This window comes from Bacillus sp. CGMCC 1.16607, from assembly GCF_042683745.1.
GTDB lineage: Bacteria > Bacillota > Bacilli > Bacillales > Cytobacillaceae > Pseudoneobacillus.
Window position 1 is genome coordinate 15,255 of the sequence record NZ_JBHUJX010000029.1, and the last position, 21,483, is coordinate 36,737.

General features: G+C 35.9%; 18 protein-coding genes and 1 pseudogene. 13 read left to right on the forward strand and 6 right to left on the reverse strand.

Annotated elements, in window-relative coordinates; translation table 11 throughout:
* The first annotated feature begins 133 nt into the window (after nt 1-133).
* From ACFSO7_RS22040 to ACFSO7_RS22050, 3 genes are all read left to right on the forward strand, one after another.
* The gene (locus ACFSO7_RS22040; protein ID WP_377879594.1) at nt 134-1,429 is read left to right on the forward strand and encodes an NCS2 family permease; all 1,296 of its coding nucleotides are present in this window, start codon (nt 134-136) and stop codon (nt 1,427-1,429) included.
* Between the two features lie 97 nt (nt 1,430-1,526).
* Nucleotides 1,527-2,894 carry a sensor histidine kinase gene (locus ACFSO7_RS22045; RefSeq protein ID WP_377879595.1) on the forward strand — a complete coding sequence of 456 codons (1,368 nt, stop codon included), beginning with the start codon at nt 1,527-1,529 and terminating at the stop codon, nt 2,892-2,894.
* A gap of 18 nt (nt 2,895-2,912) precedes the next feature.
* Nucleotides 2,913-4,049: an HD domain-containing phosphohydrolase gene (locus tag ACFSO7_RS22050; RefSeq protein ID WP_377879596.1), complete on the forward strand. Its 1,137-nt coding sequence runs from the start codon at nt 2,913-2,915 to the stop codon at nt 4,047-4,049.
* A 436-nt stretch (nt 4,050-4,485) separates the two neighbouring features.
* On the opposite strand, the pseudogene ACFSO7_RS22055 reads toward ACFSO7_RS22050, so the two are convergent.
* Nucleotides 4,486-4,839, reverse strand: a pseudogene (locus ACFSO7_RS22055) (response regulator); the annotation flags it as partial.
* A gap of 7 nt (nt 4,840-4,846) precedes the next feature.
* On the reverse strand, nt 4,847-7,750 hold the full coding sequence (locus ACFSO7_RS22060) for an ATP-binding protein (RefSeq protein WP_377879597.1): 2,904 nt from the start codon (nt 7,748-7,750) through the stop codon (nt 4,847-4,849).
* Nucleotides 7,751-7,931: 181 nt separating this feature from the next.
* On the opposite strand from ACFSO7_RS22060, the gene ACFSO7_RS22065 reads away from it, so the two are divergent.
* Nucleotides 7,932-8,432 carry a DUF6843 domain-containing protein gene (locus tag ACFSO7_RS22065; protein ID WP_377879598.1) on the forward strand — a complete coding sequence of 167 codons (501 nt, stop codon included), beginning with the start codon at nt 7,932-7,934 and terminating at the stop codon, nt 8,430-8,432.
* Nucleotides 8,433-8,543: 111 nt separating this feature from the next.
* Here ACFSO7_RS22065 and ACFSO7_RS22070 read toward each other — a convergent pair whose 3' ends face one another.
* Entirely contained in the window at nt 8,544-9,284 is a 741-nt protein-coding gene (locus ACFSO7_RS22070; protein ID WP_377879599.1) for a type II toxin-antitoxin system prevent-host-death family antitoxin, read from the reverse strand.
* A gap of 207 nt (nt 9,285-9,491) precedes the next feature.
* Between ACFSO7_RS22070 and ACFSO7_RS22075 the strand changes: the two genes are divergently transcribed.
* The 4 genes from ACFSO7_RS22075 to ACFSO7_RS22090 all read left to right on the forward strand — a co-directional run bounded on the left by ACFSO7_RS22075 (nt 9,492) and on the right by ACFSO7_RS22090 (nt 12,837).
* A complete protein-coding gene (locus ACFSO7_RS22075; RefSeq protein WP_377879600.1) occupies nt 9,492-9,869 on the forward strand; it encodes a VOC family protein in 378 nt (125 codons plus the stop codon).
* Nucleotides 9,870-10,215: 346 nt separating this feature from the next.
* Nucleotides 10,216-11,193: a proline dehydrogenase family protein gene (locus ACFSO7_RS22080; RefSeq protein ID WP_377879601.1), complete on the forward strand. Its 978-nt coding sequence runs from the start codon at nt 10,216-10,218 to the stop codon at nt 11,191-11,193.
* 147 nt (nt 11,194-11,340) lie between these two features.
* A complete protein-coding gene (locus ACFSO7_RS22085; RefSeq protein ID WP_377879602.1) occupies nt 11,341-11,946 on the forward strand; it encodes a methyltransferase in 606 nt (201 codons plus the stop codon).
* A 339-nt stretch (nt 11,947-12,285) separates the two neighbouring features.
* Nucleotides 12,286-12,837 carry a signal peptidase I gene (locus tag ACFSO7_RS22090; RefSeq protein WP_377879603.1) on the forward strand — a complete coding sequence of 184 codons (552 nt, stop codon included), beginning with the start codon at nt 12,286-12,288 and terminating at the stop codon, nt 12,835-12,837.
* 75 nt (nt 12,838-12,912) lie between these two features.
* On the opposite strand, the gene ACFSO7_RS22095 is transcribed toward ACFSO7_RS22090, so the two are convergent.
* On the reverse strand, nt 12,913-13,842 hold the full coding sequence (locus ACFSO7_RS22095; RefSeq protein WP_377879604.1) for an SDR family oxidoreductase: 930 nt from the start codon (nt 13,840-13,842) through the stop codon (nt 12,913-12,915).
* Nucleotides 13,843-13,984: 142 nt separating this feature from the next.
* Here ACFSO7_RS22095 and ACFSO7_RS22100 point away from each other — a divergent pair, with 142 nt between their 5' ends.
* The 5 genes from ACFSO7_RS22100 to ACFSO7_RS22120 all read left to right on the forward strand — a co-directional run bounded on the left by ACFSO7_RS22100 (nt 13,985) and on the right by ACFSO7_RS22120 (nt 19,378).
* Nucleotides 13,985-14,158 (forward strand): hypothetical protein, encoded by a 174-nt coding sequence (locus ACFSO7_RS22100; protein ID WP_377879605.1) that lies wholly within the window; start codon nt 13,985-13,987, stop codon nt 14,156-14,158.
* Nucleotides 14,159-14,539: 381 nt separating this feature from the next.
* Complete coding sequence (gene hemG, locus ACFSO7_RS22105) at nt 14,540-15,925, forward strand: protoporphyrinogen oxidase (RefSeq protein ID WP_377879606.1); 1,386 nt, start codon at nt 14,540-14,542, stop codon at nt 15,923-15,925.
* Between the two features lie 32 nt (nt 15,926-15,957).
* Nucleotides 15,958-16,188: an excisionase family DNA-binding protein gene (locus tag ACFSO7_RS22110; RefSeq protein WP_377879607.1), complete on the forward strand. Its 231-nt coding sequence runs from the start codon at nt 15,958-15,960 to the stop codon at nt 16,186-16,188.
* A 22-nt stretch (nt 16,189-16,210) separates the two neighbouring features.
* Nucleotides 16,211-17,467, forward strand: coding sequence for a M20/M25/M40 family metallo-hydrolase (locus ACFSO7_RS22115; RefSeq protein ID WP_377879608.1), 1,257 nt, complete (start codon nt 16,211-16,213; stop codon nt 17,465-17,467).
* A 126-nt stretch (nt 17,468-17,593) separates the two neighbouring features.
* Nucleotides 17,594-19,378 carry an alpha/beta fold hydrolase gene (locus tag ACFSO7_RS22120; RefSeq protein WP_377879609.1) on the forward strand — a complete coding sequence of 595 codons (1,785 nt, stop codon included), beginning with the start codon at nt 17,594-17,596 and terminating at the stop codon, nt 19,376-19,378.
* Nucleotides 19,379-19,452: 74 nt separating this feature from the next.
* Here ACFSO7_RS22120 and ACFSO7_RS22125 read toward each other — a convergent pair whose 3' ends face one another.
* Nucleotides 19,453-20,778 (reverse strand): oligosaccharide flippase family protein, encoded by a 1,326-nt coding sequence (locus ACFSO7_RS22125; protein WP_377879611.1) that lies wholly within the window; start codon nt 20,776-20,778, stop codon nt 19,453-19,455.
* A 128-nt stretch (nt 20,779-20,906) separates the two neighbouring features.
* Nucleotides 20,907-21,434, reverse strand: a complete 528-nt coding sequence (locus tag ACFSO7_RS22130; RefSeq protein WP_377879612.1) for a hypothetical protein — start codon at nt 21,432-21,434, stop codon at nt 20,907-20,909.
* Nucleotides 21,435-21,483: the final 49 nt, after the last annotated feature.

Here is a 21,483-nt window from a genome sequence, read left to right on the forward strand (position 1 = left end):
TCGACCTCGAGGTCAAATGGCGCCCCAGAGATGAGGTTAAAAGGCAAACCTCCTCTTTGGGACGGCATTTGCTTGTCGGGGCTAATCAAGGCGCTTTCGCTTTTGTTCATATACTCGATTCGGAGGTAACATCATGAAAAACTACTTTCAATTTTCTGAACGGAACACCTCCTTTAAACAGGAAAGTGTGGCGGGAATTACAACATTTCTTTCAATGGCTTATATTCTCGTTGTTAACCCGATTATCTTAAGTCAAACGGGGATGGATAAGGGAGCGTTATTTACGGCAACAGCACTATCCGCAATTATTGGTTCTCTGCTCATTGGTTTGATTGCTAATTATCCGATTGGCATCGCTCCAAGTATGGGGATAAATTCCTTTTTTACCTTCACCGTTTGCATTGGTATGAATATACCATGGGAAACGGCATTGGGTGGGGTCTTTATTGCGGGAGTATTATTCGTGATTTTAAGCTTATTAAAAATCCGTGAAAAGATTATTAATGTAATACCCCAGGACTTAAAACATGCCATTGCTGGGGGGATTGGCTTCTTCGTCGCATTTATCGGTTTAAAAAATGCCGGAATTGTGATGGCGAATGAAGCCACATTCGTGTCGATTGGAAATCTCAAATCTGCGCCAACTCTACTTGCTATTACTGGATTTATCATAACAATTGTTCTTTTAAATAGAGGAATAAAAGGCGGTATTTTTTACGGAATCCTACTATCAACCATCCTTGGCATGGTATTTGGAATTATTAAGACCCCACACGCAATCATTGGAAAAATACCGAGTCTGGAGCCTACCTTCGGTGCGGTTTTCGAAAACTTGGATGACATCTTTTCTCCAAAATTGCTTGCTGTTATTTTTACCTTTTTGTTCGTTGCTTTTTTTGATACAGCTGGTGCATTAATTGCTATTGCCAGCCAAGCAGGCCTTATGAAGAATAACCAGATTCCTAATGCGGGAAGAGCACTTCTTGCTGATTCTGTGTCCACAGTTATTGGAGCTGTTTTGGGTACATCTACAACGGCTTCGATGGTAGAGTCCTCTTCGGGAATTGCAGTTGGCGGTCGGACTGGCTTTACTTCCGTAGTCATTTCAGCATGTTTTATTATTTCTTTATTTTTCTCACCTGTATTGTCCATTGTCACTCCAGAAGTAACAGCTCCCGCTCTTATCATTGTTGGTGCAATGATGGCAACAGAAATTAGTAAAATAAATTGGAACAATTTTGCCATCGTCATTCCAAGTTTTATTACAATTATTATGATGCCTTTGGCATTCAGTGTTGCTACAGGGATTTCCCTTGGTTTCATCCTTTACCCAATTAGTATGATTGCCATGAAAAAGGCAAGGGAAATCCATCCACTTATGTATGTTTTATGTGTAATCTTTATAGGTTATTTTGTTTATGTTATTTAAAATAAATTAGGAGTAGTAGCACAACTATGATGTGCTACTATTTTAGTTTGTAGGAATTACAAGTATACTAAAGAAAAAAGAATAGGGGATCACAGGGATGGCTAGTGATATACATAATGACCTTGAACAATTAAAGGAGTTTCATTACTGGAATTCTAAAATATATTGTTTTTTAAATTGCTTGTATCAGGAAGCTTCCTATGTTAAAAAAACAGAGGATATTTACAGCATTATTGCCCATTTAATTTCTACGAAGCTATCTTTTCAAAAGGTGATCTTATTTCAAGAAATCGATGATCGAATGATTCCGATTGCGTGCCAAGGATATAGTGATCAAACCATCAATGATATCTATCATTATACTCAATCTACAAATATAACCGCAAAATCATTAGAAGAGCATTTATCCAATGAGATGAAATTGTTGTTTGATGTTAAGCATTCCGTAACAAAATGGTTTGAAGTAAGAGGTCAATCAGCTCATGTCTTACTAGCTGGTGGAGAGGATAGAATACCTTCCTTTTTCAAAGATCAAAGTTTTCCAATCATTTGTAATCAAATCGAATTAGCAATTGAAAATTATGAAGTAAATCAAAATTTTGAGCAGATGGAATTGTTTGCGAAAGAGAATGCTGATCTCGTTCAACGGATGGAGGAAAGGGTTCAGCAGCGGACCATTGAATTGAAGGAAGCTCTTGAAACCCTTCAAGAAACGCAAGGCCAACTCATACAATCAGAAAAAATGGCTGCGTTAGGGCAGTTGGTTGCAGGGGTTGCCCACGAAATTAACACCCCAATTGGCCTTGGTGTGACAGCCAGTTCATTTTTACAACAAAAAACAGATGAATTTGAAAACGTCTATCAAAACAATCAAATGAAACGGTCACACCTAGACAACTATTTGCAAGACGTGAAAGAGTCAATTAAAATTATCAATTCGAACCTACAAAAAGGTGCGGACTTGATCAAAAGCTTTAAGCAAGTGGCAGTCGATCAATCGAGTCAGGCATTTAGGGAATTTAATCTTTATGAATATGTAGAAGAAGTTATTACGAGCTTAAAACCATCAATAAGGAAATATAACCCTCAAATCATTATTAATTGTAATAAAGATTTACAGATTAATAGTCAGCCAGGTGCAATTTCACAAATTTTTACAAACTTAATCATGAATTCTTTAATTCATGGATTTGAAAAATTAGAACGAGAAAAGGTCATTACCATCTCGATTGAAAAGAAGGATAATAGTATGATTATGACCTATCGAGATAATGGTCATGGCATTGCACTTGAAAATCTACAGAAGATTTTTGATCCTTTTTTTACCACTAAAAGAACAACAGGCGGAAGTGGATTAGGTCTTCACATTATCTATAATATCGTGACACAAACGTTAAAAGGGACGATAACATGTGAAAGTAACGTAAATCAAGGTGTTATGTTTCAAATTCAAATTCCTCTATAAAGGGAGCTACAGCTTAACATGAAAAATGAGTTAATATTTCAGGATGATGAATTACTTTTTCTCGATGATGAAATCGATGATAGCCAAGTCACTTCATCAGAGAAAGAATATTGGACTGTATTAATAGTGGATGATGAACCTGAAGTACATAGTGTAACAAAAATGGTGTTACGTGATGTTGAATTTGAAGGGAAAGCACTTCAATTCATCAGTGCTTTTACAGGTCAAGAAGCCTTATCCATCTTAGAGCAAGAAAATGATATCTCGATTATTTTATTAGATGTGGTTATGGAGCATGATCATAGCGGGCTGGAAGTTGTAAAAACAATTAGACATCAATACATGAATGAGGATGTAAGAATTATTTTACGTACAGGGCAACCAGGACAGGCGCCTGAAAGAACGGTTATTACCGAATATGACATCAATGATTACAAAGAGAAAACAGAATTGACTGTTCAAAAGCTGTACACAACTGTTATTGCTTCCTTACGTACATACCGAGACTTAAAGAAAATTAAAGCTTTACATTCCGAAATGGAAATGATCCAACGTGAAATTATTTTTACGTTGGGAGAAATTACGGAAACAAGATCCCAGGAAACGAGCTTTCATGTCAAACGAGTGGCTGAATATTCTAAATTACTCGCTAAGTTAGCAGGGCTATCAGAAGAAGAAGCTGAAATCATACGTTTAGCAGCAACGATGCATGATGTCGGTAAAATTGCCATCCCAGATGCGATATTAAATAAACCAGCAAAACTAACAAACGATGAATTTGAAGAGATGAAAGCTCATACAACGATTGGTTATAATATGCTTAAATCTTCACAGCAAACCATTATTAAATCGGCTTCGATTATTTCTTTACAGCATCATGAAAAATATAATGGCAATGGCTATCCGCTCAGATTAGCGGGAGAGGATATTCATATTTATGCGAGAATTGTCGCCATTGCTGATGTGTTTGATGCATTAGGAAGTGAACGTGTTTATAAAAAAGCGTGGGAGCTTGAGCGAATACTCGACCTATTCAAAGAGGAGAGAGGACAACATTTTGATCCTTTGCTAATTGATTTATTTATCGCACATCTCGATGAATTTCTAGAGATTCGAGACTCCTATTCAGAGCTATCTGAAATAAGAATAGGTTAAAAAACATCCATTCCTTTGTAAAGGGATGGATGTTTTTAATTTGAATTAAATATTCGTATTAATTGCTTCGGTGTTCACAAGTAATCTTCGGGAAATTGGATTTTATTTTAGCTGAAAGATCACCATTCTTCGAAATTACTTTTATAGAAGCGTTCGCACTACTTAATTTTTCTAATTGACTTAATAAGATTTCTTCCTGTAATGGTGGCAATTCGTCACAGTTTATTTCAAAGACGATACGTAAAGGTTTGATAAAAAAGAGACCTTGTAATGCTGTTTGAAGATTCGTCAAATCTTCATCAGTTAGCTCTCTATTGATTTTGATCGCAAAAATTCCACTTACATTTTCGATGGAAAAGGGTTCATTTGGAATACTAGATTCCTGAACTAATATCTCCTTACTCTCCTTTTCTACATGATGAACGGTTTTGGTACTTAAGACAGAATCGATAGTCGTTAATATTTTTTCAACAGTGATTGGTTTAATAATATAATTTTTGGCTCCACTTTGAAGAGCATCGAATACCATAACCTTTTGATCTAAAGCACTGATCATAATGATCTTCGCATTTGGGAAGCTGTTTATAATTTTTTTGGTAGCGTCAATTCCGTTCATGACAGGCATGGTAATGTCCATTGTCACAATATCAGGTTCATTGTCTACATACATTTGATAGGCTTGAAGTCCATTCGTTGCTTCAGCAACAACTTCATGACCACCTTCTATTAAAATCGATTTCAAATTTCTTCTCATGATAATTGAATCGTCAACGATCAGTATTTTCGCCATACGATCTTCACTCCAACTCTTCGGATTTATTCATTTTTATAAGGCTAAGGGTGATTTTCCCTTGTTCATTCTCCAAATCACAAGACCATATGGCACTCTCGCTATATTTAACAGAGGCTTCCTGGGTAAATAACGTTATTGGAGATTCTATCATCAAATTGTTTTCCATATTTGGAAAATGTTTTAGCGAATGACCTAAAATGATATTCGTAAATTCTGCTAATGATTCTTCAATATAGGTCGCTTCTTCATCAGATGGCACTTCACCTAGTAACATTTTAGATAGAATTGCTTTAGAAAGCTGCTTGTCTACGGATACAACAAACATCCCCGTTAGTGTTCCTTTAAACATAATAAAGGAACTGACATTTTGTAAAGGTAATTTCTCAGATTGATAGGTTTTAATTGAATGAGTTGTCGGAAATGCTAGATTTAACTCGCTGTTTAAATAAGAAACAGCTTCATGATAAATCGGTTCTAGTACGGTTTCTAGCTGGATAGTAGGGCAGCATATCTTTTCTTCGTAAGGAATAATAAATTGAAACCTCGTAAATAATCCAGGCTCACTAAACACTTCGTAATGGCCACGCAATTTCTCAATCTCCCTTTTAACAGCTGATAGACCAACACCACGCCCCGAGAGGTCAGTGACATCTTGATTTGTTGAAAGATGTTCAAGGAAAATATATTGAATGATTTCATGGTTTGATAGAGAAGCAGCTTCTTCTTCTGTAAGGATACCTTTCGATTGGAGCTGATCCTTTAACACTTCCGTAGGGATACCTCTTCCATCATCTTCAATCGTGATTTCAATACTTTTATCCATATTTTGATGAATGACACAAGAAATGGTTCCGAATTCACTTTTTCCAGCTTCTAAACGTTCCTCTGCTGTTTCAATACCATGATCCAAACTATTTCGGAAGACATGGATGAGTGCTTTGCTGACAGGCAGGAAGTAATCTTGATCTACTAAAAAATCTCCCCCTTTTATCACTAGGGGATATACACTCTTCTCCGTTCGTTCTGCTAGTTGCTTTACATAGTCTGGGTAGGTAGTAAACAGGCTATGAAACGGTTTATAACGAAGTTGACGAATTTCAGGTAGAAGAATATTTAGTTCATACGGTGATAAAATGGCTAGCATTTTATTCTCTATTTGTAAAAGCTTTGATTCGTTTATGGATATCGTATCCTCTTGTTCAAAAAATGTATGACCTAATGTTTCAAGAAGTAGCTGTAAATCTTCTAAAATGAAGCTACTAATAGAGAGTTTATTTAATAAATCGATCAGATCATGAAGAGAATGGTTCTCTATTTCCTTTAAAAATTCGGAAAGTCTTGTTTCACCTTCATGGATGTTCAGAACCGTATGAACCATTTCAAATTGTGAAAAGCTCCCTTTAAACGTGTGTACGGCTCGGTAAATATCAAGTGCTATGTCTTGTAGTGAACGCTTCTCAGACAAGAGGGTAGGAATGCTAATATCACAAAAATGCTTGTAATCCTGTAGTGTTTCTAGGAAGTCATTTCTATGAATCGCTACTTTTACGACCATTTTTAACGTATTTCTTTCGACTTCCATTTGGGATTGTAAATATTTCTTCTCCGAAACATCTGTGACCATGACCATGAATTTTTCAAGATGCTGATTTTGTGGATCTGTAATCATTTTGTATTCAATTTCCAAGTGTTTATTTAAAATATTGACTTCACTTAAAAGAAGAGGAAGGTAGATTTCGCGCTTCCCTAAGTCTTTTTCTGAGAAAATTTTGGTTAATAGACTTTCTAAAAAGGATTGCAGTTCAATGTCCCCATTTGCTAATAGACTTGGGAACGAATGATATTCGATCTTTCTATTAAAAATGTGTGTGCACTCCAAACTATATTCTTGATCAATCAGTAAGTCTTCTCCGAAAGTCAAATAGCCCTGATTGACATGGTTTAGAAGGTTTCGCTGTGATTGTTCCTTTTGTGCGAGAAGTTCCTTTGCCTGCTGTATTTGCTCTTTTGACTTGACAAGTTCATCATTTTGCATTTCAAGTTCATCTTTTTGATCCTGCAGGAAAGCGGATTGAGACTGAAGCTGTGTGTTATAAGTTTGCATTTTTTGCATGATTCGGTTGGTCGATTCCGCAAGTGACTCCATTTCTTTTAATGGGCGTTTTAACTGAATCTGTGTATCGACATTTTGGATGATGTCCCCATCTGCAATTTTCTTGATCGTTTTTTCTAATGTATTAATTGGAGCAATGATAGGAATGGTTAAGAATCTACTAAAAATAGAAGTGACAATCATCGCAAATCCAATGAGAACGAGAAGAGCGCATAAGATACTAAATAGAAATACCATTCCAACTTCAGGAACAACACTAGATGTAACTGAGCCAATCGGTTCATCCTTTTCATTCAAAATGGGATTATGAGTTGGAAAGATTAATTTTTTTAAAATAGGCTGAACCCACGGTTTTTGATCAGATACAGCAGGGAGGAGAGTGGATTCGCGATCTTCATTCGAATATACTGTTCGATTACCAATAACGACCTTGACATTGATAAGATCTAAAATAGATGTATTTTTATTGATTACAAAGTCATCAGATGGAGAGTTTTTTGTCATGAATAAAGACTGTAAATAGTTTGGCGCTTCCACTATTTTTTTCACTTCTAATTTGAGATCCTCTTCACTTCTTTCTTTGCTAAAATCAACGTGGTTAGAAATTTCATTTGCAATCGTATATCCAACCAGATGAGAAGCAATGGCTGATAATGGCTTCATGAAGAGGCCGGGAAATAAAAATAATAAACATCCGAAAAACAAAATGTTAAGTAACGAAGATAAATAAATTAAACGGCGAATCCTTCTTTTGAGTGTCCGTCGATTCCTTTTCTTCTTCACTGGTGCATTCATTGTTACCACCATCATTTCGACAAAATTATTTATTTTATAGGAATATACTACTATATGTGGAGCCCCTTGTAATGAAGAAAATGGGATTACTGGGGAAATTAATTTAATGAGTGTCTCTTTGGTCGGAACGGATGTATCACTTTTTCTATGATAAAATGAGGGTATTAGGGAGGGGATACGGTTGAAAAGGAAGTTCTTTGCTATAAATTTGACCTTTTTTGCTTTGGTAGGTTGTACATTTAATGGTGAAACGAATGATATCTATCTCATTCCGGAAGGTTATGAAGGAAATGTGTATGCTTTTTATAACGTAAAGGGTGCTCCCGAAATCAAAAAAGAAGGAAAGTATGATATTTATGATATTAACAATGAAGGATTTTACGTAACTTCTACTGCAGATATGGATTATGGAACAGTAACGGATAAATATTACTATGTAGATAAGAACGGAAATAGGACTAAAATAAGCGAAGAATGTATTAGAGGAATGGGGACTGGCGGTTTTGAAAATGATCCAAACAGTGTTGATAAAATCAAAATCAATTACACTGGAATTGAAATAACAAAGGAAAGCTGCGGTCAAGAGTTCATCCAATCAGGAAATGGCATGAATTCTGAGGATTCGCAGTCAGTTCTTGAAACTGTCGTGAAAAGATATTATGGAGTGGATTTGTTTAATTGAAAATAAGTCTGCTTGTGACTGAATATCTAAAAAAGGACGATATTCATTGTTCCAGATAAACTCTGAGGCTGTCGGACAAATTTCGACAGCCTCACTTATTGGTTATTCATTTTACAATCTAAAAATACTTCTAATTTCCGCACTAAGTCCTTCAAAAATATAGGATTGTACAGCCTCATTATTTTTATAAGTAATATTATTACTAATGTTTTTATCTTCAAAAAGATAGACAGTGACTTCCTTATTCAACGGATTAACAATCCAGTACTCTTGCACACCACAGGACATATAAAGATCAAGCTTTTTAATCATGTCCTTTCTTCGTGTACTATTCGATAATACTTCTACAACAAGCGAAGGGACACCTTTATAATAATCATGTTCATTTAATTTTTCCTCAAGGTCACAAATAATCATTAGATCAGGCTGGACAAAATTAATATTTTCCTGTGTTCTTTTAAGCTCTATATCATATGGAGCAACCATCGGTGTACATCTTTTCCCTTGAAAGAAGTTATAGAAAATGCCGAATAGCTCGGTTATAGCAATCTGATGAGCTGTTTTGGGTGATGCGAGCAAATAGATTTCCCCATCAATATACTCGTATCTTTCTTCGGATTCATTGTACAATTTCATAAATTCTTCGAAGCTTGCCTTTTTACCGTCAATGCTGTATTCTTGGGCTTTTTCATGAACCTGTTCAGCTATAGGGGCATTTACTGCTGAAGCTTCTCTAACCGCTGATAATTTTGCAATTTCCGTACCGTTTCGTGTAATAATAATATCCTCTTGTGCCGCAAGCATTAAGTATTTTCCAAAATTATTTTGTAATTCGGTTGAATTAATGATCATATTGACACCTCCAAAGTTAGCTAAAATAGCTACTTTAGCTAATATTATTGTATGTATTTTCTATTTGATAGTCAATATACAAGGAATTTCGATTATTATTTTTGGGGAAAATCTAAGTCATAAGCACTGTTATCCCAAAATTGCTTTCGATGTCATGGGTTGATAAACTAATTTTATTAATTGAATAGTAAAAAGGAGATAGATGTGATGATTAATAAAATTGGAAAAATCACTGTATATGTACAAGATCAAGAAGAGGCAAAAGATTTTTGGATAAATAAAGTCGGTTTTGTTTTAAAATTAGAACAAGCTATGGGACCAGATGCGTTTTGGATAGAAGTTGGGCCGAGTGAAGACGAATTTACTACTTTAGTTCTTTATTCTAAGTCGGCGATGGAACAACACCAACCATCTAAGGTTGCTCATCCATCCATTCTTTTCAGTACAACAGATATTGAAGCTGCTTATGAGAAAATGAAGCAAAATGGAGTAGTAGTAGAGGATATGCTAAGAATGCCATTTGGAACGATGTTTTCGTTTAAAGATCAGGATGGAAATGATTATTTGCTGAGAGAAGATAGATAGGGGAAATCTTCTATATAAATCATTTTTTAGCATTATTATATTAATGCATACGATTTTGATGATGATCATTTGTATGGTTGGTGGGAAGACTTTATCGGGTATCGCAACAGACGATTATTTAGTTCAAGCTGAAACTGTGCTTGAGCTATTTTTTTTGTTGATAATATAAAAAGATCAGCTTTTTTGTCGAATTGGAGAAAATAAAGTAAATAACATTTCGAATTCGTTTTTCTGTGGATTATTATATTGTAATAATAAAAATATCAAATTGAGAAAATTCGCGAAATAATGTTTAGAGAAAAAGGTATGCTATAATTAGGACAAAAAATAGTAAGGAGCAATCGCTATGTTGAAAGATCTTTTTATCGGTTTATCCCAAAATCAATTTCTAAATAGTGCAGCGAAAAAGTACGGTTTAAAATTAGGTGCACAAAATGTCGTAGCGGGAACAAATATAGAAGAAACAATTAAGAGTATTAAGGAATTAAATGCTCACGGGATCTCTTGTACGGTCGATAATTTAGGAGAATTCGTCTTTAAAGAAGAAGAGGCATTAGAAGCGAAGGAACAAATTCTTAATGTCATTGAAGCGATTCATGAACATAAAGTGGACGCGCATATCTCATTAAAACCAACTCAATTGGGTTTAGATATTGATTATGATTTTTGCTTAAGTAACTTAGAAGAAATCGTGTCTAAGGCAAACAGCTATGATATCTTTGTTAATTTTGATATGGAGGATTATGGACATCTAGATCCTTCTTTTCAAATTTTAGACGCATTATCAGAGAAATATAATAATGTAGGAACAGTTATCCAAGCGTATTTCTTCCGCGCAGAAGAAGATATTCAAAAGTATAAAAATTACCGTTTGCGTATCGTAAAAGGTGCATATAAAGAGCCAGAGAAGTATGCTTACCAAGATAAGAAAGATATCGATAAAAACTTTATTAAGCTAATCGAATGGCATTTATTAAACGGAAAATTTACATCTATTGCGACACATGATCATAACATCATTAACCATGTGAAATCATTTGTTAAAAAGAACGACATTCCAAATGATAAATTTGAGTTTCAAATGCTGTATGGTTTCAGAAAAGAACTTCAACTACAACTGGCTAATGAAGGCTATAATTTCTGTACGTATGTTCCTTTTGGTAAAGACTGGTACGGCTATTTCATGAGACGTCTTGCAGAAAGACCACAAAATTTAAATCTTGTCGTTAAACAAGTTTTTAATAAGAAAACGAATACAGCAATTGGCTTAGCAGCTGGGGCGTTTCTATTAGGAAGAATGACAAAATCTAAAAAAAGAAAATAATCAAATTGAACTGCCCCGTAAAAGTTAGACGCAAATCTAACTTTTACGGGGGTTTTTTATGGCAAAATTATTAGTTGAACAACGTATTCAAGTAGTTCAAACGTTGTAAATGGATCCAGACCTATTGTTTATAAAAGGGGGAGTTCAGTGATGGAACAAAACTATGATAAGTTATTAGACATTAGTACCCAAGGGGACCAGAAAGGCTTCAATGAATCTTTTCATTATCATCGTTATGAGCCGACACCCTACAGTGCATTACAAATACTCTTTCATAAATATGAATTAAAAAGTTGTGATCGTATGGTTGATTTTGGATGTGGAAAAGGTCGTTTAAATTTCTTTATCCATTATTTATTTAATGCATCCGTTGTAGGAATAGAGATGAACGAGATTTTCTATCAGGAAGCTGTAGAAAATCAGAATCGATATATGAAGAAAAATAAAAATGGTAAGGGGAAAATTCATTTCCATTGTTGCAGAGCAGAGGATTACATGATTGATCCGTTAGACAATCGATTTTATTTTTTTAATCCGTTTTCCGTACAAATTTTTATGAATATTATCAACAATATTTTGCTATCAGTGGAAAAATTTAAGAGGGAAATAGAATTGATCCTATATTATGGATCTGAAGACTATATCTTTTTTCTGGAAAATCACACCTCATTTGAATTAAAAGAGGAAGTTCGATTGCCTGAGTATAGAAATAATCCTTTTGAACGATTTTTAGTCTATCGTTTGGCATATTAACGAAATGGAAGAAGAAGTCGATTCCTTAAAATAAAGGAAGTCGACTTTTTTTATTTTAAAAAGTCTTATAACTCTTCATTCCTATAAAAACCAAAAGTCGATGAACAATAGTAAAATATGTTCAATATATAGAACGAAATATGGTTAGTATATTGAACTTTTATAAAATGTAAATTATAATGAATTTATTGTTCTTTATTAGGAACATTTTTCTGTTTTTGTGATTACTAGAGAAACAATTTTACAGGGATGAGTGTCTTATTTTTGATTTATTGGATAAGCGTGTGAAAGGAGATAAATTTTGTAGGATTAATATAATGAGAAGAGGGAGCTTCTGACATGATCAAAAAAGTGATTAAATGGATAGGAAATATTCTGATAGGCTTATTAGTGATACTAAGTATCTCTTCACTTTATTCGATGTGGCAATCAAAAAATAATCCCGGCCAATTCCCTACAATTTTGGGATATAAGGTTATGACTGTGTTAACGGGAAGCATGGAACCATTAATTAAACCGGGGGACTTAATAGTAGTTAAATCAAGTGAAACTGACACTCCAAGCATCAATGATGTGATTACATATAGAAATAGCCAAAACACTCCAGTTACCCATAGAATCGTCGAAGTAGTTCATCAAGACGGGGAAGAATTCTTTATTACACAAGGGGATGCAAATAATGTGAGAGATGAAGGTTTAGTCTCATCTAAACAGATAGTGGGGTCTCTATTCTTTAGTATTCCTAAGGTTGGTTCTATCGCAACTTTCATGAAAAGTTCGTTCGGTTTAATGATCGTCATTGCCATCCCTTTATTCATTTTAACAATAGGGGTTATAAGAAAAATTTTTACCTTTAGTAAAGAGGAACAGGAAAGTGAAATTAAAATATAAAAATTGCTATTATTAAGACTCTCACTAGCAGGCACCATGATTATTATGGTGCCTGCTGTCTGTCTATAAAGGCCTTTAAGATGAAAAATACTGTCCTCCATTCACGTGAAGTGTTTGTCCTGTCACGAAACGTGAATCGTTTGAAGCGAGATAAACAAATGTAGGTGCTAGTTCGAATGGCTGTCCATTGCGTTTCATTGGATTTCCAGCTAAAATAACTTGATCCGCAGAGAAACTAGAAGGAATAAGTGGAGTCCATATCCGTCCTGGGGCAACCGCATTCACCCGAATGCCCTTTTCAACAAGGCTGTTAGCCAAAGCACGAGTAAAGCCCAAGATTGCTGCTTTCGTTGCAGTGTAGTCGATCAATTGTTCATTCCCATCAAAGGCCACAACAGAGGATGTATTAATAATCGAACTGCCTGCTTTTAAATGGAGTAAAGCAGCACGTGTAGTGTAAAAATGAGAGTAAATATTTACTTTAAAGGTGTCATCGAATTGCTCATCGGTAATATCGAGTAAGCTTAACTGTTGAAACTGGATACCTACGTGATTACAAAGAATATCCATTTGTCCGAATACCTTGATTGTTTCTTCAACAATATGAACGCATTGTTGCTTATCCCGCAAGTCACCTGGTAATAATATACAACGTTGTCCTAATTCTTCTATTCTCTGTTTTGTTCGATTGGCGTCCTCATGTTCATCTAAATAGGAAATAGCTACATTAGCTCCTTCCTTGGCAAAGGCAATAGCTGCAGCCGCACCAATTCCGCTGTCTCCACCTGTAATAAGAGCAACCTTTCCAAGTAGTTTCCCACTGCCCTTCTCATTTGGATTTTCAATGATTGGCCGTGGCACCATTAAATTTTCTACTCCAGGTTGGCGAAACTGCCTTTGTTCTGGAACGGTAATCGAAATATCTTCGTATTTTGTAATTTTTCCGTAATTAGGATACATCGGGTAATTTTGACTATCAGATTTATTCGGATTTTCTTGAGACATAGGGAATCCTCCTAGATTACAATGTAATGTAACCTTATGTCATAAATGTAATGGAGGTGCCTGGTTTTTCGTTAAGACAGACTCATTACCTGAAAAAATGAATAGGGTGAAGTGTAACCTGAAATTGAAGGAGGGAGTCTATTTGCAATCTCATTCATTTAATCCGAAAGTAGAACTATTGTTGGTTAATCATTCAGATAAAAAAGTAGAGATGTTCTATAATTCAAATTCGAACCCTTTGAAAGTACCTCTTATCGGACCAAGACCTCCATATTACTGTAATCCGCGTTATGAGCAATATTATCCGATTATTTAGCAAGCGAAAATCCAGTTCTTAGCAGACTGGATTTTATTTTTAAATGAAATTGGTCGTGTGCATATCCTAATTTCAAGAAAAATAGTTGTAATTATGACAAAATTGTGAAATGGGCGGATATTTGTTCACTTTGGACGGATATCTGAAGTGAATCGGCGGATAATAAAAGGCTTAAAAGTCGGATATATCACTTTAAAAGACGGATAAATACTAAAAGAGTCCGAATCATTAGGCATATTAGCATCATTGATTCGCCTGACATATCATAATGAAAGTCATTGTACACACTAAATGATTTTATAATGAATATTTCACTGCTGAAATTCTCTGTGGTACACTTTAAAGTAGATGAATTAGGAAAGCAAAAGAGGGTGTACATAGTTGAAGACAGTCCTAGTAATTGGTGGGGGTATCACTGGATTATCTGCCATGTATGAATTGCAAAAATGGAAAAACATGAATCAATCAGATGTGAGGCTTATTTTGGTTGAAGCTGCCTCAGAGCTTGGTGGAAAAATTCGTACGATAAAGAAAAGTGGATATGTAATAGAAACAGGGGCAGATTCCATTGTTTCTCGTAAAGTAAATAGTATGTCATTTGTAAAAGAGCTTGGTCTTGAAAGTGAAATCGTCTTTAATGCCACGGGCAAATCTTTCATTTTCACTGAAGGAGAATTAAAGCCGATTCCTTCAGATGCTGTTTTCGGTATTCCTGCAAGTGTAGAATCATTAGCGAAAAGCACGCTTGTCTCTGCTGAAGGTAAGGTAGAGGCGCTGAAAGATTTTTATACAAAAAATGAAACCTTTACTAAAAACGATTCCATTGGAACATTTCTTGAACATTTCTTCGGAAAAGAATTGGTGGAAAAACAAATTGCCCCTGTATTATCTGGAGTGTATTCAGGCGAACTAAGCGATTTAACGATTGCTTCCACTCTTCCTTATATCCTTGACTATAAAGAACAGTATGGAAGTATTATTAAAGGGTTTGAAGCAAACAAGGAAAAGTTCCAGAGCAATGGAGAGAAGAAATTTCTTTCCTTCAAAAACGGCTTAGGTTCGCTTATCGATGCGTACGAACGAAAGCTTGATGAAGTTGAAATTTTAAAAAATACAAAAGTAGAAAAGCTTGAAAAAATCAATCATCGTTACCAAGTTACATTACATAATAATGAAATCATTGAAGCAGATCATGTCGTGTTAAGTATTCCACAAAAGGCTACGGAAAAATTATTTCAGGATGAACAGTTAATGAATAAATTTGCACCATTTAAAAGTAGTTCAATGATCAGTGTGTATGTGGGATTTGATTTACCTGATAGCGTACTTCCTGAAAACGGAACTGGCTTTATTACATCTGACAACAATGAATTGACTTGCAATGCCTGTACATGGACAAGCAGGAAATGGGATCATACATCGGAAGACCGCCACTTGCTCGGTAGGCTTTTTTATAAAAACAGCCTACCAATATTTGATTCATTACAAAAAATGTCGGAGGAGGAATTACTTCAAGTAGCACTTGCCGACATAAATAAAAGCCTTGGAATTGTAGCTATTCCAGTTGCAAGTGAAGTGACAATTTGGTCGGATAGTATGCCTAATTATTTGATTAGCCATCCAAAAAGCGTAGAAACGCTTGAAAATTATCTTGCAGAAAATTATCCAGGCATCGAAATTGCAGGTTGCTCGTATTACGGAGTAGGAATTCCCGACTGTATTGAAAACGGGGAAGCAACTGCGAAAAAGATTATCGCCTCGCTTTAAAGTAATTAGAATCCATCAACTGAGGTGCCAACATGTATTTAACAGTGAAAGAAGCAGCTGAGTATTTATCGATGAGTGAATCAGCTATCGAAAAACTCATCCAGCAAAAGAGAATTCGTGCTATTTTTGATGGGGAGCAATATTTACTTAATAAGGAACAATTCAATTTACATTTGAAACAAATAGAAAAGTATAAGCTTCTTGTAGAAGAGGTATTAAGTGAACCGATTCCAGAGGATATTGATGTGAAGGATGAGGATTAACTAACAATAGGGGGAGATAAGGATGAGTGAGAAAACAACAGAAAGATCAAGTCAGGTTTCTTCAGTAGTGACTTCCGTATACGACCGTCTTGTTGAGGAAATAAAAGTTACAGAGGGGTTAGAATTTATAAAATTCGACAATGAGAATACTGTCCTTGAGCAAATTCACTTTACAGCGATCCCAGCCCCTACTTTTCAAGAAAAAGTTAGAGGGGATTTTTTCGAAAAAAGATTTCATGAACTTGGCTTGGAAAATGTACATGTAGACGTGCATGGGAACATTTTAGGTTATCGACTAGGGAAGGGACAAGGACCTAAGCTAGTTGTGTCTGCCCATCTTGATACTGTGTTTCCAGAAGGAACAGATGTTGTTGCAAAAGAAATAGACGGGAAGATTTATGCTCCGGGTATTGCTGATGATGGAAGAGGTTTAGGGGCACTCCTTTCGATCATTCGAGCATTTGAGAAGACAAATATTGATACAGTAGGAGATATTGTATTTGTTGCAACGGTTGGAGAAGAAGGATTAGGAGACTTATGTGGCGTAAAAGGCTTATTCAATGATAACAAGGAAATCGATGGGTTTATTTCCATTGAGCCAGGAACACCTGAAGAAATTACCTATTTAGCAACAGGAAGTCGTAGATACCGAGTGACATATACTGGGCCAGGTGGTCATAGTTTTGGAGATTTTGGCATTCCAAGTGCGATCCATGCATTAGGAAGAGCGATTGCGAAGATTTCTGACATAAGAGTTTCAGAGAATCCAAAAACAACGTTTAATGTAGGAACGATATCTGGAGGAACTTCTGTCAATACGATTGCTGCTAGTGCCAGTATGATCATTGATATGCGTTCAACCTCCCATGACGAGTTATTGAAGCTAGAGGAGCAGGTATTAGCTGAGCTCCACCAATCAGTTGAAGAGGAAAATGGGCGTTGGGGGAAAAATTCCATCAAGGTGGAATTGGAGCTTGTTGGCGATCGCCCAGCAGGAAGTCAATCTGCAGATGCTATGATCGTTCAATCTGCTTCAGCGGCTGCAAGTGTACTAGGATTTGAACCAGCATTAAATGGTGCTAGCAGCACAGACTCAAATGTGCCAATTAGCTTAGGGATTCCCGCGGTTACATTAGGAGGTGGCGGGGATTACGGTGGCTGCCATACACTTGAAGAATTTTTTGATCCGAAAGATGCCTACTATGGTGTACAGAAAATCTTCTTAACGATTCTAGGTCTTGTCGGAGTTAGTGACGTAACTGATCCATTATTAAAATAAAATGAGGGCTGTCGAAATAATTTTCGACAGCTTATTTTTTATCGAAAAATTTAGAAAATAAGGAGGATTTTTCTTTCGTATATCGAAGTAATTAGATGAATCAAATTAATCAAAGGGTGTGAACAAATGGAAACAGTCGGAATTGAACCTTATTTACATGTTCGAACAGCGAAAAACCCTATTTATGATCCAACTGGGCAAAACCTTAGCTTTATCACTGATTACACGGGCTTACCACAGGTTTGGGAGCTGTCCAACAAACAAGGTTGGCCATCGCAAGTTTCATTTACGGAAGAAAGAATCATGTTCATTAAATACATATCAGGGACGACGAAGCGTATTCTTGGTATGGATGTTGGCGTTAATGAGAAAACGCAACTATTTCTATTAAAAGAAAATGGCGATCTATTGCCTCTTACGAATTCACCAGAACACATCCATCATTATGGCGGAAGTTCATCTGATGGGAAATGGATTGCATGGTCAAGTAATCGCCGTCATGCGACTTTTTTTGATATTTATATTCAGAACCTAGAAACACTTGAAATGAAGCAACTATTTTCAGATGATGGATATTATCAACCTCTAAAATGGGCACCGGGCAATCAAGAGATACTTATACAAAAAATCAATACCAATTTGGATAGTGATCTTGGATTATTGAATATCGAAACGGGTGAAATGTCTTGGTTAACTCTTCATGAGGGAGAGGCTAACTTTGAGAATCCGCAATTTAATAAAGACGGAGATTTGCTCTATTTTTTAACGAACAAGGATAGAGACTTTGTCGGACTTGCTTCATTGGAAATTGCAACGAAAACAATGAAATGGTTAGATGAGCGCGAATGGGATCTTGAAGGATTAACGATGAGTTCATCTAAAAATAAGTTAGCCTATTCCGTCAATGAAGGTGGAATATCGAAAGGGATTATCTTACATTTAGAGGACAATAGCAGTGAAGCATGGGAAACACCAATTGGTGTCTTGAGTGAATTAACTTTTTCACCTGATGATTCTAAGCTTAGCTACGTATTAAATGGTCCGAAAAATCCATCTGACATCTGGGAACTCGATTTGGAAACGAAAGAATCATCAAGATTAACTTTTGTTTCTCAATCTCCGATGGTGGAAGAGCGATTAGTTGAACCTGAACTGATTACGTTCACTTCCTTTGATGGACTCGAGGTTCCGGCTTTCTTATATAAGCCAAAGGATGTCCAAGGTAAACTGCCAGTCGTTGTCTTTGTTCACGGTGGACCAGAAAGCCAAATTCGTGCTGTGTATAATCCATTTCTTCAATATTTCCTTAACCATGGCTATGCGGTTTGTACGCCAAATGTTAGGGGAAGTACCGGCTATGGAAAAGCCTATTCACATCTAGATGATGTTAGGAAACGGATGGATTCTGTTCAAGATTTAACAAGTTTAGTAGAGTGGCTAAAGTCGGAAGGAAATGCGGACCCAGATAAAATCGCTATCATGGGACGCAGCTACGGTGGATTCATGGTTTTAGCGGCTATTACTCATTATCCTGAAGTTTGGTCTGCAGCCATAGATATTGTTGGGATATCAAGCTTTAAAACTTTCTTGGAAAAAACAAGTTCGTGGCGCAGAAAGTTACGTGAAGCAGAGTATGGAAGTATTGAGAATGATAGTGAATTTTTTGAAGAAATCGATCCGTTACATCGAATTGAAAGTATCAAATGTCCACTTATGGTATTGCATGGAGCAAATGATCCCCGTGTACCAATTGAAGAAGCGGAGCAAATCGTAGATGAGTTAAAGGCACGAAATCACCCTGTTACTTATATAAGATTCGAGGACGAAGGACATTTCTTTGTGAAATTGAAAAATAATATTACTGCCTACACTGGGGTAGCTTCATTCCTTGATCAATATATTGGAAAATAACAAAAGTGCGGGGCCTTTCAACCCCGATAAGTAAAAGCCGATCCTGTTACATTCAACAGTATCGGCTTTTTTTACTATCCTTCTTTTATAGGGTTCATAACGAAGAACGACACGCCAATTTTTTTGCAAATCGTTACATAATGAAGCAGCATTAATAACACAGCACCCATATTCATGCCTACGATAATTCCATCCATTTGCAGTTGTGGTAAGGATCCGAATACAAACATCATCGAGAAGGATATGATCGTTGTCCAAATTTGATGGTAAAAAGCGTCTTTTACTAAGCCAAGTCCGATGAGGTATGCCTGCATCGGGATGACAAAGAAATGAAATAAAAAGTAGGGCCAAAGCATTTGCAAATAAATTGTCGCATCATCAGAATCGAAAAAAAGTCTTGTTAAAGGTTTAGAAAAGAAGTAGAAGGCCAACACAGCAGGTACTCCGTAAATAAAAGTAAAATGCATCACTTTCCTTAATAATGATTGGAGAAGGGTAAAGTCCTTTTGTGCATAAGCTTTTGAAACAGTTGGGATTAACACAATTAGTAAAGAATGGGCGATAAATGCTGGGAAAAATCCAATCGTTAATGCAACCCCAGCTACTAAACCAAATTGTTCCATAGCAATATCGGCTGAGAGACCAGCTTTCATAAGTGCTGCCTTGATTAGAAAAGGTTGAACCGCATGGGTAAGTGAATGGAAAATTCGTAAGCCAGTAGTAGGAACCGAGACTGATAATAAACTTTCCCTTACTGATTTTGAACTTAATTGACTTCTAGATTTCCCATTTAACGTGCGGAGTTTAATCAAATATTCAATAATTAAATATCCAAAAACGCCAATCTCGCTGGCAACTAGTGCACATAATGCTAAGATGATGGCCATATCGGTACTAAATTCTAATAACTGAAAAACGAATACAAGCAGGAGTAACTGTAATGCTCTTCTTAAAAAATTTGAGACAGCAATTTTCCCCATGGCATGGGTTCCCATAAAGAAACCTCTGGCAATGGAGGAAAATGAAGCAATCGGAATTAAAATCAACACTAACCATTTCACATATGGATGATAGGCATCGAATACAGGAACAATCGGTAAAACAATCATTGCAATAACTAAAAAAGAAATAGTCGAGAGAATCGCAAATTTCGTGACTTGGCTCAGAATGTTTCGATGATATTTCTCGTCTTTTTCTGCTATCAGCTTAGAAACGGAAATCGGTAATTCTAAGCTTGCTAAGACAACTACTAGAAAAATCGTGGGTAAAATAGACATATACAGTCCTAATCCCTTTTCCCCTAATTCCTTTGCAAGAATCATATTAATAATAAATTCGACACACTCCCCAATAAACGCAGTGATTGCTAATAGGAAAGTTGCCCTTATAAAAAGCTTCATAATCGGTCTCCTCTTTTTAAAAAGTCATTCTTCTAAAGATATGAGACAAGTCTGAAAAATAGTATAGAGTTCTTCTGAACAGAAAAAGCAGGTCCTCAAAAATAAGGATACCTGCTCACATCATACTCTTAAAACTCACCTTCGAATGGTGTATAAGGTAGGCTAAATTTCGTTTCAACAGCTCTTAATCTTTGATTGACTCTTCTTAGCCGACGAGTTGTTTTTTCATCATTTTCATTTAGTCTTTTTATTTCTTGATTAATTCGTCCAATTTCTCTATTCAAGCGATCAATCTCTTGGTTTTGACGACGGATTTCTTGATTTTGACGCTTCATTTCCTCATTTAGCCGATTAATTTCACTAGATTGTTCTTCGTTCTTACGCTCAAGAGCAGCAATTCTTCTTTCTAATTGCGGTGGTTGTCTATATAAATCTTCCTCGATAGATTGTTGATATGGATCCGATCCAAACTCGAAATGTTCATAAGAGTCTGGATAAGAATTTGGTCCAATATCCAAATGTTGATAAGGGTTTTGATACGGATTTGGATCAAACTCTAAATGTTGATAAGGGTTCTGATATGAATTAGGTTCAAACTCCAAATGTCGATAAGGACTTTGCGGTGAATATGGGTGATAATATCCAAATGGATTCATCGGGGCAGCTCTCCTTTATTTATATAAATTGTCCAGCGCAAGCGTCCTA

Coding starts and splice junctions, on each gene's coding strand:
- ACFSO7_RS22040 (WP_377879594.1), top strand. CDS start 134: ATGAAAAACTACTTTCAATTTTCTGAACGGAACACCTCCTTTAAACAG.
- ACFSO7_RS22045 (WP_377879595.1), top strand. CDS start 1,527: ATGGCTAGTGATATACATAATGACCTTGAACAATTAAAGGAGTTTCAT.
- ACFSO7_RS22050 (WP_377879596.1), top strand. CDS start 2,913: ATGAAAAATGAGTTAATATTTCAGGATGATGAATTACTTTTTCTCGAT.
- ACFSO7_RS22060 (WP_377879597.1), bottom strand. CDS start 7,750: ATGAATGCACCAGTGAAGAAGAAAAGGAATCGACGGACACTCAAAAGA.
- ACFSO7_RS22070 (WP_377879599.1), bottom strand. CDS start 9,284: ATGATCATTAATTCAACCGAATTACAAAATAATTTTGGAAAATACTTA.
- ACFSO7_RS22075 (WP_377879600.1), top strand. CDS start 9,492: ATGATTAATAAAATTGGAAAAATCACTGTATATGTACAAGATCAAGAA.
- ACFSO7_RS22080 (WP_377879601.1), top strand. CDS start 10,216: ATGTTGAAAGATCTTTTTATCGGTTTATCCCAAAATCAATTTCTAAAT.
- ACFSO7_RS22090 (WP_377879603.1), top strand. CDS start 12,286: ATGATCAAAAAAGTGATTAAATGGATAGGAAATATTCTGATAGGCTTA.
- ACFSO7_RS22095 (WP_377879604.1), bottom strand. CDS start 13,842: ATGTCTCAAGAAAATCCGAATAAATCTGATAGTCAAAATTACCCGATG.
- ACFSO7_RS22110 (WP_377879607.1), top strand. CDS start 15,958: ATGTATTTAACAGTGAAAGAAGCAGCTGAGTATTTATCGATGAGTGAA.
- ACFSO7_RS22115 (WP_377879608.1), top strand. CDS start 16,211: ATGAGTGAGAAAACAACAGAAAGATCAAGTCAGGTTTCTTCAGTAGTG.
- ACFSO7_RS22120 (WP_377879609.1), top strand. CDS start 17,594: ATGGAAACAGTCGGAATTGAACCTTATTTACATGTTCGAACAGCGAAA.
- ACFSO7_RS22125 (WP_377879611.1), bottom strand. CDS start 20,778: ATGAAGCTTTTTATAAGGGCAACTTTCCTATTAGCAATCACTGCGTTT.
- ACFSO7_RS22130 (WP_377879612.1), bottom strand. CDS start 21,434: ATGAATCCATTTGGATATTATCACCCATATTCACCGCAAAGTCCTTAT.